The sequence below is a fragment of the Roseateles chitinivorans genome (assembly GCF_002761755.1).
Taxonomy (GTDB): Bacteria; Pseudomonadota; Gammaproteobacteria; order Burkholderiales; family Burkholderiaceae_C; genus Roseateles; species Roseateles chitinivorans.
Genome location: NZ_PEOG01000036.1, coordinates 43,057 through 56,067, shown reverse-complemented (window position 1 = coordinate 56,067; position 13,011 = coordinate 43,057). Strand labels below are relative to the sequence as shown.

The following is a 13,011-nucleotide window of genomic DNA, read 5'->3' as shown; positions in this document are numbered from 1 at the left end:
AACAAAGACTACTTTCATAGCTTCATTCATTTCCGTGAGCGTCTAAAGATTTAACCTTCTCAGGTCGCTCGTTCAGACGCCCACGCTTATCGGCTGTAAATTCTTAAAGAACATCGAAGCGGCTTGCGCCAACTTCGTCGCGTCGCCGACTTGTCGTCAGCAGCGCAGAAGCGAGATTATGAACGATTCTTTTTGAATTCGTCAAGCAGTCTGCGAAATTATTTTCATCGTCGACTGCGAGAATCTCGCCGCCAAATGAAAACCGGGCGGGCCCGGTCATTCACCTGACATCCCCGACAGTTCCTCCGGGGACTCACTGCAAGACAGGTGCCTGTGCAGCGAAGACAGCGACTGTAGCACAGCCGATGAACGGCTCACAAGGACCACACGGGAAAGTCGTTGACGACTGGCCGCGCCTCGCACGAATCAGCGCCAAGTCCTTGTCGCGCCATACGCGCCCCTTCCTTGCCCAATAAGAAAAGGCCCGCCGAAGCGGGCCTTTCACCGATGGAGTCCTGGGCTCGGGACTCAGTCCGCGTCCTGGAACGCTTCCTCGCGCTTGTTCTTGATGGAGGGCAGCATCACGATGACCACCATCAGCGCCGCCGCGATCAGCAGGCCGGCGGACAGCGGCCGGGACAGGAAGGTGCTCCAGTCGCCGCGGGACAGCAGTAGCGCCCGGCGCAGGTTCTCTTCCATCATCGGGCCCAGGATGAAGCCCAGCAGCAGCGGTGCGGGTTCGCAGCTGAGCTTGTAGAAGAGGTAGCCAATCACCGCGAAGGCCGCCGTCATGAACACGTCGAAGTTGTTGTTGTTCAACGTGTAGGTGCCGATGCAGCAGAACACGACGATCGCCGGGAACAGGAAGCGGTAAGGCACCGTCAGCAGCTTGATCCAGATGCCGATCAGCGGCAGGTTCAGGATCACCAGCATCAGGTTGCCGACCCACATCGAGGCGATCAGGCCCCAGAACAGTTCCGGGTTGCTGGTCATGACCTGCGGACCGGGCTGGATGCCCTTGATGGTCATCGCGCCCACCATCAGCGCCATCACCGCGTTGGGCGGGATCCCCAGCGTCAGCATCGGGATGAAGGAGGTCTGCGCGCCGGCGTTGTTGGCCGACTCGGGACCCGCCACCCCCTGGATGGCGCCCTTGCCGAACTTCTCCGGGTTCTTGGAGAGCTTCTTCTCCAGCGTGTAGGCCGCGAACGAGGACAGCAGCGCACCGCCGCCAGGCAGCACGCCCAGCACCGAGCCCAGCGTCGTGCCGCGCAGCACCGCCGGCCAGGCATCGTGGAAGTCCTGCTTGGTCGGCCACAGGCCCTTCACGCTCTTGGTGAAGACCTCGCGATGCTCGGCCGGCTGGCCGAGGTTCGCGATGATCTCGCCGAAGCCGAAGATGCCCATCGCGATCACGACGAAGTTGATGCCGTCGGTCAGCTCGGGGATGTCGAACGAGAAACGCGGGGTGCCGGAGATGACGTCCGTGTTGATCTGTCCGAGCAGCAGGCCCAGCAGGATCATCGCGATCGCCTTGACCAGCGAGCCCGAGGCCAGCACGACCGCGCCGATCAGGCCCAGCACCATCAGCGAGAAGTACTCGGCGGGGCCGAACTTGAAGGCCAGCTCGGTCAGCGGCGGCGCGAAGGCGGCGATCACGACCGTGCCCACGCAGCCCGCGAAGAACGAACCGAGGCCAGCGGCCGCCAGCGCGGCGCCCGCGCGGCCCTGGCGGGCCATCTGGTAGCCGTCGATGGCGGTCACCACGGACGAGGACTCGCCCGGCACGTTGATCAGGATCGCGGTGGTGGAGCCGCCGTACTGCGCGCCGTAGTAGATGCCGGCGAGCATGATCAGCGCCGGCGTCGCATCCAGCGAATAGATCGACGGCAGCAGCATCGCGATCGTCGCGACCGGGCCGAGGCCGGGCAGCACGCCGATCAGCGTGCCCAGCACCGCGCCGCCGAAGGCATAGAGCAGGTTCTCCAGCGTGAACGCCGTACCGAACCCCAGCATCAGGTTGTTGATCAGATCCATGTGGTTCTCCTCAGCCGCCCAGGAAGGTCGGCCAGACGGGGATCACCAGGTTCAGACCCCAAACAAAGATGACCCAGCTGCCGGCAGTCAGGGCCACGCTGCTGAGCAGCGCGTCGCGCCAGCGGAATTCATCGCTGGCGAGGGAGACGCAGGTGATGAGCAGCGGCAGCGTGACGATCATGCCCAGCCGCGGCAGCGCGAAGCCGAACAGCACGATCGAACCCACCACGATCAGCAGCGGCTTCCAGGCGAAGGCGCCGACCGGCTGGCCGCCCTCCGACTCGATCGTCAGCGCCTTGAACAGCACGATCGCGCCGAGCAGCGCGAGCAGGATGCCCAGTCCGAATGGGAAGTAGGCAGGCCCGGGGCGGGCCGAGGAGCCAAAGCTGTAGTTCACTGCCGAGCCCCACGCGAACGCGACGCCAACGACCACGAACATCAGCCCTGACCAGAAGTCGCGTTGACTCTTGATCTTCATCGAGGGAACCTCTAGCGGCATGAATGGCGGCGATTCTAGGAATCGGCCCCCCTCCAGGCTCTGTGGTTATCACGTAATGGGCGACGCCGCCCCTCGCCCGGGGCGTATGGCGAGCTTCACAAGCTCGATGGGCAGGGCGCTCGCGGCCTGTCTGCGCGGGCTTACCCGCCCCCCGGGGGCGGGGGGCTCCCGCGCAACGGTCGCCCTCAGCTTTCCCAGGTGGGCGTGCTGCGCAGGACCTCTTCCATCGTGGTGAGGCCTTCCGCGACCTTCATCGCACCGGCCAGACGCAGCGGGCGCAGTCCTTCCTGGAGCGCCTGCCGGCGCAGCGCCGCCATGTCGGTGTTCGGGTGCAGGTGCTTGCGCACGCTGTCTGACATCAGCAGCAGCTCGTACAGGCCGGCACGGCCGCGGTAGCCGGTGTTGCGACAGTCCAGGCAGCCCACCGGTCTGTACGGCTTGACGCCGCCGTTCAGGCGCCAGGGCTTGAGCATCTCGTTGAGCGACTCGCGCGTGACCTCGGGGTCGGGCTGCTTGCAATTCGGGCACAGGGTCCGCACCAGACGCTGGGCCAGCACGCCGATCACCGTCGCATCGATCAGGTAGTTCGGCACGCCCAGGTCCACCATCCGGGTGATGGCCGATGCGGAATCGTTCGTGTGCAGCGTCGAGAACACCAGGTGGCCGGTCAGGGAAGCCTGGATCGCCATCTCGGCGGTCTCCAGGTCGCGGATCTCGCCGACCATGATGATGTCCGGGTCCTGCCGCATCAGCGCGCGCAGGCCCTCGGCGAAATTGAAATCGATGGCGGGCTGCACCTGCGACTGGTTGAACGCCGGCTCGATCATCTCGATCGGGTCCTCGACGGTGCAGACGTTGACTTCCTCGGTGGCCAGGCGCTTGAGCGTCGAGTACAGCGTCGACGTCTTGCCGCTGCCAGTCGGACCGGTGACCAGGATGATTCCGTGCGGACGCGCCGTCAGGCGGGTCCAGCGCTCCGCGTCGTGGCCCGAGAACCCGAGCTGGGCCAGGTCCTTGACCGCCGTGTCCGGATCGAAGATCCGCATCACCATCTTCTCGCCGAAGGCGGTGGGCAAGGTCGACAGCCGCATTTCCACCTCTTCGCCGGCGGGATTGCGCGTCTTGATGCGGCCGTCGAGCGGGCGGCGCTTCTCCACCACGTCCATGCGGCCGAGCAGCTTGATGCGCGCCGTCATCGCGCTCATCACCGACGGCGGCAACTGGTAGACCGTGTGCAGCACGCCGTCGATGCGGAAGCGGATCACGCCCATCTCGCGGCGCGGTTCCAGGTGGATGTCGCTGGCGCGCTGGTCGAAGGCGTACTGCCACAACCAGTCCACGACCTGCACCACGCCCTGGTCGTTGGCATCGAGCTGGCGGTTGCTGCGTCCCAGCTCGACGAGTTGCTCGAAGCTGGCCGGCTGATTGACCTCCCCGCTCTTCGTCGCCGCGCGCACCGACCTTGCCAGCGTGAAGAACTCGGTCGTGAACCGGGTGATCTCCTGCGGATTGGCCAGCACCAGCTTCACCCGCTTGCGGGTGTGGGACTCGATCTGCGGCACCCAGCCGGCCTCGAGCGGCTCGGCGGTGGCGATGGTCACGTCGGTCACGCCGACCAGGATGGGCAGGCAGCGACGGGCCTCGGCATAGCTGGCGGACATCACGTCGGCGACGCGGCCCACGTCGACCTTGAGCGGATCGATGCGGACGTAGGGCAGCTTCAGGCGGCCGGCGAGCCATTCGGTCAGCGCCTCGATGTCCAGCGGCCGGCCGTTGGCCGCGCGGGTCAGGCCGGCGTTGCCCAGCCGGATCAGCGGGTGCTGCGCGCTGTGGCTCGCCCCGAAGCGGGCTTCGGTGCGCTGGACCTGCTCGGCATCGATGACGCCGTCCTCGGCGAGCCAGTGCAGCAGCTGGCGCCACTCGAGGCGCTGGCCACCGCCCTCGGCGGGCTTGGGCTTGGCGGTCCCAGGGGCGCTCGCCGGCGGGCGCGGCGCGGTCGCCGGCGCGACGGCGGTTGCCGGACCGGCGACCAGGGCGCCCTTGTCCTTGGAGCTGGTCGACGGGGTGTGCTTCATGGTCACTCGCCGGAGGCCGCGGCCGCGGAAGCCGCGTGGAGTTGTTGGATCACGTTCATCGGCAGCGGCCGGACCAGCTTCAACCACTTGCGCGCCGGCAGGTCGTGGCGGGCCTCGATGTGGTCGGCGCGCTGCTCGAGCACCTCGCGCGTGGGCACCTCGACGCCGCGCGCGGCCACGACGATGGTATTGCCCTCACGGGTCGGCGTCAGGTGCCAGACCTGGTCGGTGCCGAACACCTTCGCGATCCGCGCCGCGCTGCGCGCGAAGCTGGCGCTGCGGCCGAACAGGTTCACCGTCATGAGCCCGCCATCGGCGAGCACATGGCGGCAGTCGGCGTAGAAGGCCTCGTCGTCGAGCACCGGGGCCGCCGCCTCGTGGTCGTAGAGGTCGACGTTCAGCACCTGCGCCGTGCCCCAGTTCGCCGCGTCGGCCACCCACTGCCCGGCGTCCTCGTTGAGCACCCGCAGCCGGTCGTCGTCGTCGGGCAGGTGGAACCAGTGCCGGTTGGCGCTGATCACGGTGGGATTGATCTCGACCGCGGTGGTCTTCATCTTCAGCTGCTTGCGGCAGAAGCGCGTCAACGCGCCAGCGCCCAGTCCCAGTTGCACCGCCTGGCCCTGCGTCATCTCGCGGGTGTCGCGCCAGAGCATCCAGGCCATCATGCGCTGGACGTATTCCAGCTCCAGCTTCTCCGGCTTCTTGACCCGCATCGCGCCCTGCACCCAGATCGAGTCCAGATGCAGGAAGCGCACGCCGTCGAATTCGCTCAGCGTCGCCTCGACCCAATCGGTCTTCCTGCCGCCCTTGTTGTTCTTCGGGTCCCGGTGCTTGCTCACGGCTGTCGTTCCCATGCCGGGTCCTCGGAGGCCCGCGCTGTGATCAGGTGTCGTTCAAGGCCCGGCGAGTTCCCGCCAGGCGCGAAGCTTGTCATCGTAGGGCATCGTGTAGGCGGGGCTGGAGCTGGGCAGCCCCAGGACGCGGTAACGGGCTGCAAGCGGGCCGAGCTGCTTCAGCCCGAGACGAAGCGCGGTACCGCCGTTGAAGCCGATCGTGCAAAGCGCCGGCAGCTGCTGGATCAATCGCCCCAGGTCGCTGGCGAAGGGATTGCGGATCGCGCTGTCGAGGCTGCCTTCGCGCTCGGTCTCGGCGATGACGTCCCACAGGGCGATGCGATGCGCGCGCAGCGCGGCCAGGCGTTCCGGATAACCCTGGCCGACGAGGTCGACGCCGAAGACCTCGCCGACCAGGCGCCAGAACTGGTTGCGCGGATGGCCGTAGTACTGCTGCGCGCGCAGCGAGGCCACGCCGGGAAAGCTGCCGAGCAGCAGCCATTCGGCATCGGGCGCGTGAACCGGCGCGAGGCCCTGCCAGCGAGTCGTGTCGCTGGTGGCGTCGAAGGCGGCGTCGCCGTCAGCCATGCGAGCCGGAGCCGGGCGCCAGCGCGGCCAGCCGAGGCAGCGCGGCGCGCGCGTTGCGCGTGGTGATCGCGGCCGCCTGCTCCGGCGTCCAGCCGCGCAACCCGGCAAGGCATGCGCCGATGCGCGGCAGCTCGCCAGGCTCGTTGCGCGAGGTCGCGCCGGCGGCGCGTTCCTCGGCGGTGCGATAGAGCCACTGCGGCGGGATATCGGGAGCGTCGGTCTCGACGACGAGCGCCTCTTCCGGCAGCTCGGCGGCCAGGCGCCGGATCTGCAGCGAGCGATCGAAGGTCACCGTGCCGCCGAAGCCCAGCTTGAAGCCCAGCGCCAGGAAGGCATCGGCCTGTTGCCGGCTGCCGTTGAAGGCATGGCCGATGCCGCCGGTGGTGAGACCGACGCGGCGCAGGCCGCCGAGCAGTTGGTCGGCGCTGCGGCGCACATGCAGGATCACCGGCAGGTCGTGGCGCCTGGCCAGCTTGAGCTGCGCCAGATAGAAGTGCTGCTGCGTCGCGGCGTCCAGGCCCGGTACGAAGAAGTCCAGGCCGATCTCGCCGATGCCGACCAGGCGCGGGTCGTCGCGGCAGGCCGTCAGCATCGCGTCGAGCCGGCCGAGGTCTTCCTCGCGCGCCTGCATCACATAGAGCGGATGGATCCCGAGCGCATAGCTGTAGCCGTGCGCATGCGCCAGCGCCCTCACCCGCTCGAAGTTGCCGGCGACCACCGCCGGGATCACGATCTGCGACACCCCGGCCGCTCGGGCGCGCGCCACCACGGCGTCACGATCGGCGTCGAACTCCGACGCGTCGAGGTGGCAGTGGGTGTCGGTCCACATGGGTCCGCGAGGGTCCACCGGCGGCGCGGTCCTCGGACCGCTCAGCGGAAGACCACCGTGCGGTGGCCGTTGAGCAGCACGCGGTGCTCGGCATGCCACTGGATCGCGCGGGCCAGCGTCACGCACTCGACGTCACGGCCGATCGCCACGAGCTGGTCGGGGGTCATCGCGTGGTCGATGCGAGCGACGTCCTGCTCGATGATCGGGCCCTCGTCGAGGTCGGAGGTCACGTAGTGCGCGGTCGCGCCGATCAGCTTGACGCCGCGTTCATGGGCCTGGTGGTACGGACGCGCGCCCTTGAAGCTGGGCAGGAAGCTGTGATGGATGTTGATCGCCCGGCCTTCCAGGAAGCGGCACATTTCCGGCGACAGGATCTGCATGTAGCGCGCCAGCACGACCAGGTCGATCCGCTGTTCCTCGATCAGCTCGCGGATCTTGCGCTCCTGGGCCTGCTTCTGCTCCTCGGTCGCGTGCAGCAGCGGCAGGTGGTGGAACGGGATGTCGTGGGAGGCGGCCAGTTGATAGAAGTCGCGATGGTTGGAGACGATCGCGGGGATCTCGATCGCCAGGTGGCCGGTCTGCACGCGGAACAGCAGGTCGTTCAGGCAGTGTCCGAGCTTGGACACCAGCAGCAGCACGCGCGTCTTGCGCTGCGCGTCGACCAGTTCCCAGTCCATCGCCAGCCGGGCGGCCAGCGGGGCGAAGGCCTCGCGCAGGGCGGTCGCGGGGCGGGGCGTGGCGCACTCGAATTCGATCCGCATGAAGAAGCGGCGGTGGTCGGCGTCACCGTGCTGGGCCGAGGTCAGGATGTTGGCGCCCTGCTCCAGCAGGACGCCGGTGACGGCGTGGACGATGCCGGCCTGGTCGGGGCAGCTGAGCTTCAGGATGAAGCGGGTGGACGGAGCGTCAGGGGAATGCGTCGAGGCGGTCATGATGCCGCGCATCGTAATCCAGCGGCCGCCACGGCCCCGGGGCGGGCGCGGGCCGCATGCCTCGCGATCGGGCAACCCAGCCTCGGGACCGCCGCGCCTCGCCCCGTTCAGGCCTTCAGCGGCTGCAGCGCGCCGCCGACCAGACGGCGCTGGTGCTCGCAGCGCATCGCCAGATCCTGGTCGTGCGTGACCATCACGAAGGCGGTGCCGAGTTCGCGAGCCATCTCCAGCATCAGGTCGAAGACCGTCGCGGCGGTACTGCGGTCCAGGTTGCCGGTGGGCTCGTCGGCCAGCACGCAGGCCGGGCCGGTGACCAGCGCCCGGGCGATCGCCACGCGCTGGCGCTCGCCGCCGGACAGCTCGCCGGGCCGGTGCTGCACCCGCTCGCCCAGGCCCACCCGCGCCAGCACGCGAGCGGCCTGCTCCCGCGCCTGCTCTTGCGGCACGCGGCGGATGCGCAGCGGCATCGCGACGTTGTCCAGCGCGCTGAATTCCGGCAGCAGGTGGTGGAACTGGTAGATGAATCCCAGGTGCTGGTTGCGCCATTCGCCGCGCGCCTGCTCACCGAGCGTGCCGAGGTCGCGGCCCATCAGCTCGACCCGACCGGCCGAGGGCTTGTCCAGCCCGCCGAGCAGGTGCAGCAGCGTGCTCTTGCCCGACCCCGAGGCGCCCAGCACCGCCAGCGTCTCGCCGGCCTTCACCGTGAGGTCCAGGCCCTGGAAGACCTGCACATCGAGCGGTCCCTCGACGAAGCGCTTGCCCAGGCCCAGCCCCTGCAGCACCACCTGCCCCGCGGGGAGGCGCGCGGTCGCGGCCGCCTTCGCCGGCGTCATGTCCTTCACTTCATTCATAGCGCAGCGCCTCCGCCGGTTGGACGCGGCTGGCGCGCCAGCTCGGATACAGCGTCGCGACGAACGCCAGGATCAGCGAGGTCACGGTGATCGGCACGATGTCCGACCATTGCGGATCGCTCGGCATGTGGCTGATCACGTAGATGCTGGCCGGCAGGAAGGTCGTGTGCAGCAGCCGCTCGATGAAGGGCACGATCACGTCCAGGTTGTGCGCGACCACCAGGCCCAGGCCCAGGCCGCCCAGCGTGCCGATCACGCCGGCCAGCGCGCCCTGGATCATGAACACGCTCATGATCGAGCGCGGGCTCGCCCCGAGCGTGCGCAGGATCGCGATGTCGGCCTGCTTGTCGGTCACCGTCATCACCAGCGTCGACACCAGGTTGAAGGCCGCCACTGCGACGATCAGGGTCAGGATGATGCCCATCATCCGCTTCTCGACCTGGACCGCGTCGTACCAGTTCGCGTTGGTGCGGGTCCAGTCGCGCACGTAGATGCCACGGCCCTCCCGCAGCATCTCCCGCTGCAACTGGGCGCCGACCTCGCGGGCCTGCTGGACATCGCGCAGCTTGAGCTGCACGCCGCTCGGCGTGCCAGTGCGGAAGACCTTGGCGGCATCGGCCACATGGATCAACGCCAGACCGCTGTCGTATTCGTAATGCCCCGCCTCGAAGACACCGACCAGCGTGAACTGGCGCAATGTCGGCTGCACGCCCAGCGGCGTCACCTGGCCCGATGGAATCGCCAGCGTGATCTTGTCGCCCCGCTGAACGCCCAATTGGCGTGCCAGTTCCACACCCAGGATCACGTTCCACTGGCCCGGTACAAGGCGCTCCAGCAGCCCCTGTTTCGCCAGCTCCGCCGCGATCGGCGTCACGCCCGGCTCGAACGCGGGGTCGATGCCCCGCACGATCGTGCCCCGCATGTCGGAACCCCGCGCGATCAAGGCCTGGCCAGCGACGAACGGCGCCGCCGCCACCACTTCGGGATTCTTCTTCGCCGCGTCGGCGACGGCGCGCCAGTCCGGCAAGCCCTCGCCGCTGTCGTTCAGCAACTCCACATGCGCGATCACCGACAACATCCGCGAGCGCACTTCCTTCTGGAAGCCGTTCATCACCGACAGCACGATGATCAAGGCAGCAACGCCGAGCGCGATGCCGAACATCGACACACCGGAGATGAAGGAGATGAAGCGGTTGCGGCGCCCCCCACGCCCGGCTCGCGTGTAGCGCCAGCCGATCTGCAACTCATAGGGCCAATTCATAGGGGGTGGATGCTAACCGCTCCCTTTGGGCGGAGCGCTTAGGGCACGCTGATGAGCGACGGGTTGCGGGATGGGGAGCGACGGGTTGCGGGACGGGCCCGAGGCCGTCGGCGCCGCTCGCAGGGCGCCAACTCGCTCCGCTCACCTGCGGTTCGCTGCGCTCGGACAGACGGCGCCCCAGTCAGTCCTGGAGGCTCGCAACACCGACGGCCTCGGGCCCGTCCCGCAACCCGCGATGCACCGAGCCGCCCACTGCGACGTCAGTGCGCCTCGTCCCAGTTGGCACCGACGCCCACCTCGGCCAGCAGCGGCACCTTCAGCGCGGCAACGCCAGCCATCAGCGTCGGCACCTCGGACTTCACCCAGTCCAGCTCCTCGTCCGGCACCTCGAAGACCAGTTCGTCATGCACCTGCATCACGATCCGCGTCCGCTTGCCCTGCTCGTCCAAGGCCTGCTGCACCGCGATCATCGCCAGCTTGATCAAGTCCGCCGCCGTGCCCTGCATCGGCGCGTTGATCGCCTGGCGCTCCGCGCCGCTGCGGCGCGGGCCATTGCCCGAGTTGATCTCCGGCAGCCACAGACGCCGCCCGAAGACCGTCTCGACGTAGCCCTTCTCCTTCGCGAACTGCTTCGTGTCGTCCATGTAGCGCCGCACGCCCGCGAACCGGGTGAAGTAGCGGTCGATGTAATCCTTCGCCGCCTTCTGCTCGATGCCCAGCGACTGCGCCAGCCCGAACGCGCCCATGCCGTAGATCAGACCGAAGTTGATCGTCTTGGCATAGCGGCGCTGCTCCGGCGTGACCCCGTCCAGCCCGCCGCCGAACACCTCCGCCGCCGTCGCCCGGTGGACGTCCTGCCCCTCCTGGAAGGCCTTGAGCAGGCCCGGGTCCTCGCTCATGTGCGCCATGATCCGCAGCTCGATCTGCGAGTAGTCCGCCGACACGATGTGGTGGCCCGGCGGCGCGATGAAGGCCTCGCGCACGCGGCGGCCATCGGCCGTGCGGATCGGGATGTTCTGCAGGTTGGGCTCGTTGCTGGACAGCCGCCCCGTCACCGCCACCGCCTGCGAATAGGTGGTATGCACCCGGCCCGTCCTGGCGTTCACCATCAGCGGCAGCTTGTCGGTGTAGGTGCTCTTGAGCTTGGACAGCGCGCGGTACTCCAGGATCTTGGCCGGCAGCGGGAAGTCCGCGGACAGCTTCTCCAGCACCTCCTCGTCCGTCGACGGCGCGCCGGTCGCGGTGCGCTTGACCACCGGCAGGCCCAGGCGGTTGAACAGGATCTCGCCGATCTGCTTGGGCGAGCCGATGTTGAACGGCTGGCCGGCGATCTCGTAGGCCGCCTGCTCGGCGGCGACCATGCGCTGGCCGAGGTCGGCGCTCTGCGCCTGCAGCTTCGCCGCGTCGATCAGCACGCCGGTGCGTTCGATGCGGGCCAGCAGCGCCGACACCGGCATCTCGACCTGCTCGTAGATGAACTTCAGGCCCTCGTCCGCCGCCAGCCGCGGCATCAGCGTCTGGTGCACGTGCAGGCACATCTCGGAGTCCTCGCACGAGTACTCGGAGGCCTTGGCCACCTCGACCTGCGCGAACGGGATCTGATGCGCGCCCTTGCCGCACAGGTCCTCGTAGCTCAGCCCCTTGCGGCCGAGCACGCGGTCCGCCAGCGCCTCCAGGCTGTGGCTGCGATGCGCCTCCAGCACATAGCTCTCGAGCATCGTGTCGTAGGCGGTGCCCTGCACGGCGATGCCGTGATTGGCCAGCACATGGGTGTCGTACTTGACGTTCTGGGCGACCTTCTTCTTCAGCGGATCCTCGAGCCACGGCTTCAGGCGGGCGAGCACCTCGTCCATCGGCAACTGCTCGGGCGCGTCGGGACCTTCATGGCGCAGCGGGATGTAGGCGGCTTCACCCGGCTTGACGCTGAAGCTGAGGCCGACGATGCGCGCCTGCATCGGATCGAGCGAATCGGTCTCGGTGTCGAAGGCGGCCAGTTCGGCCGCGTTCAACTGCTCGATCCAGGCGTCCAGGCGCGACAGGTCGACGATCGTCTCGTAGCGCTTGTCCAGCGGGATCGCGGGATGGGCATGTTCCGCGAACGCGTCGGCGGGGGGCGCGCCGCCGAGATCGGCCTGGGGCGCGGCGCGCTTGGGCGCCTCGCCGCCGAGGCGGGCCTCCAGGTCGCGCTTCCAGGTCTTGAAGCCGTTGCGCGCATAGAACTCCAGCAGCCCCGCTTCGTCGACCGGATTGAAGGCGAGCGCCTCCAGCGCCGGCCAGCCGGTCACATGCAGGCACAGGTCGCAGTCCAGCTTGACGGTCACCAGCTTGCGGCCCATCGGCAGCCAGTCCAGCGCCTTGCGCAGGTTGTCGCCGGCCACGCCCTTGATCTTGTCGGCATTGGCGATGACGCCATCCAGCGAGCCATGCTCTCCGATCCATTTCGCCGCGGTCTTCGGGCCGACCTTCTCGACACCGGGGACGTTGTCGACGGTGTCGCCCATGAGCGTCAGGTAGTCGACGATCCGGTCCGGCGGCACGCCGAACTTGGCCACCACCCCGGCCTCGTCCAGCTTCTCGTTGCTCATCGTGTTGATCAGCGTGACGTCAGGGGTGACCAGCTGCGCCAGGTCCTTGTCGCCGGTCGAGATCACCACTTGGTGCCCCGCCTGCGCAGCCACCCGCGACAGCGTGCCGATGCAGTCGTCCGCCTCGATGCCGGGCACGGTGAGCACCGGCCAGCCCAGCAGCTTCACCACCTCGTGGATCGGCTCGATCTGGGCCCGCAGGTCCTCGGGCATCGGGGCGCGCTGGGCCTTGTACTCCGGGTACCACTCATCGCGGAAGGTCGGGCCGGAGGCGTCGAAAACGCAGGCGGCGTGCTCGGCGCCGTAGTCGTCGCGCAGCTTCCTGAGCATCGCCACCATGCCGTGGATGGCGCCCGTGGGCTGGCCCTCGGGCCCGCGCAGGTCGGGCATGGCGTGATAGGCGCGATAGAGGTAGCTGGAACCGTCGACCAGCAGCATCAGGGGTTTGCTCATCCCGCCATTGTTGCAGGCGCGCGCCATCCGCCGTGTCAGCAGCCTGCGCCTGACGCGGCCCCTCGCCC

General features: G+C 68.3%; 10 protein-coding genes. All 10 read right to left on the bottom strand.

Annotated elements, in window-relative coordinates:
- Positions 1-528: 528 nt before the first annotated feature.
- Positions 529-2,037 (bottom strand): tripartite tricarboxylate transporter permease, encoded by a 1,509-nt coding sequence (locus tag CS062_RS14465; RefSeq protein ID WP_099862316.1) that lies wholly within the window; start codon positions 2,035-2,037, stop codon positions 529-531.
- A 10-nt stretch (positions 2,038-2,047) separates the two neighbouring features.
- Positions 2,048-2,515, bottom strand: a complete 468-nt coding sequence (locus CS062_RS14460) for a tripartite tricarboxylate transporter TctB family protein (RefSeq protein ID WP_099862315.1) — start codon at positions 2,513-2,515, stop codon at positions 2,048-2,050.
- 206 nt (positions 2,516-2,721) lie between these two features.
- Positions 2,722-4,611 carry a type IV pilus assembly ATPase TfpB gene (gene tfpB / locus CS062_RS14455; RefSeq protein ID WP_099862314.1) on the bottom strand — a complete coding sequence of 630 codons (1,890 nt, stop codon included), beginning with the start codon at positions 4,609-4,611 and terminating at the stop codon, positions 2,722-2,724.
- A 2-nt stretch (positions 4,612-4,613) separates the two neighbouring features.
- A complete protein-coding gene (locus CS062_RS14450; RefSeq protein WP_233218062.1) occupies positions 4,614-5,450 on the bottom strand; it encodes a spermine/spermidine synthase domain-containing protein in 837 nt (278 codons plus the stop codon).
- A gap of 54 nt (positions 5,451-5,504) precedes the next feature.
- Complete coding sequence (locus CS062_RS14445) at positions 5,505-6,032, bottom strand: DNA-deoxyinosine glycosylase (RefSeq protein ID WP_099862313.1); 528 nt, start codon at positions 6,030-6,032, stop codon at positions 5,505-5,507.
- Complete coding sequence (locus CS062_RS14440) at positions 6,025-6,861, bottom strand: TatD family hydrolase (RefSeq protein WP_099862312.1); 837 nt, start codon at positions 6,859-6,861, stop codon at positions 6,025-6,027. Before CS062_RS14440 ends, CS062_RS14445 begins: the two co-directional genes overlap by 8 nt.
- Positions 6,862-6,902: 41 nt before the next feature.
- Complete coding sequence (purU, locus tag CS062_RS14435) at positions 6,903-7,793, bottom strand: formyltetrahydrofolate deformylase (RefSeq protein WP_099862320.1); 891 nt, start codon at positions 7,791-7,793, stop codon at positions 6,903-6,905.
- 107 nt (positions 7,794-7,900) lie between these two features.
- Positions 7,901-8,644 carry an ABC transporter ATP-binding protein gene (locus CS062_RS14430; RefSeq protein WP_099862311.1) on the bottom strand — a complete coding sequence of 248 codons (744 nt, stop codon included), beginning with the start codon at positions 8,642-8,644 and terminating at the stop codon, positions 7,901-7,903.
- Positions 8,637-9,905: a lipoprotein-releasing ABC transporter permease subunit gene (locus CS062_RS14425; protein WP_099862310.1), complete on the bottom strand. Its 1,269-nt coding sequence runs from the start codon at positions 9,903-9,905 to the stop codon at positions 8,637-8,639. The genes CS062_RS14430 and CS062_RS14425 overlap by 8 nt, the downstream gene beginning before the upstream one ends.
- Before the next feature lie 260 nt (positions 9,906-10,165).
- A complete protein-coding gene (gene polA / locus CS062_RS14420) occupies positions 10,166-12,943 on the bottom strand; it encodes a DNA polymerase I (RefSeq protein WP_099862309.1) in 2,778 nt (925 codons plus the stop codon).
- Positions 12,944-13,011: the final 68 nt, after the last annotated feature.

Bases quoted from the DNA above. Each gene is read 5' to 3' on its own strand.
- CS062_RS14430 (WP_099862311.1), bottom strand. From the start codon at position 8,644: ATGAATGAAGTGAAGGACATGACGCCGGCGAAGGCGGCCGCGACCGCG.
- CS062_RS14440 (WP_099862312.1), bottom strand. From the start codon at position 6,861: ATGTGGACCGACACCCACTGCCACCTCGACGCGTCGGAGTTCGACGCC.
- CS062_RS14465 (WP_099862316.1), bottom strand. From the start codon at position 2,037: ATGGATCTGATCAACAACCTGATGCTGGGGTTCGGTACGGCGTTCACG.
- CS062_RS14460 (WP_099862315.1), bottom strand. From the start codon at position 2,515: ATGAAGATCAAGAGTCAACGCGACTTCTGGTCAGGGCTGATGTTCGTG.
- tfpB (WP_099862314.1), bottom strand. From the start codon at position 4,611: ATGAAGCACACCCCGTCGACCAGCTCCAAGGACAAGGGCGCCCTGGTC.
- purU (WP_099862320.1), bottom strand. From the start codon at position 7,793: ATGACCGCCTCGACGCATTCCCCTGACGCTCCGTCCACCCGCTTCATC.
- polA (WP_099862309.1), bottom strand. From the start codon at position 12,943: ATGAGCAAACCCCTGATGCTGCTGGTCGACGGTTCCAGCTACCTCTAT.
- CS062_RS14445 (WP_099862313.1), bottom strand. From the start codon at position 6,032: ATGGCTGACGGCGACGCCGCCTTCGACGCCACCAGCGACACGACTCGC.
- CS062_RS14425 (WP_099862310.1), bottom strand. From the start codon at position 9,905: ATGAATTGGCCCTATGAGTTGCAGATCGGCTGGCGCTACACGCGAGCC.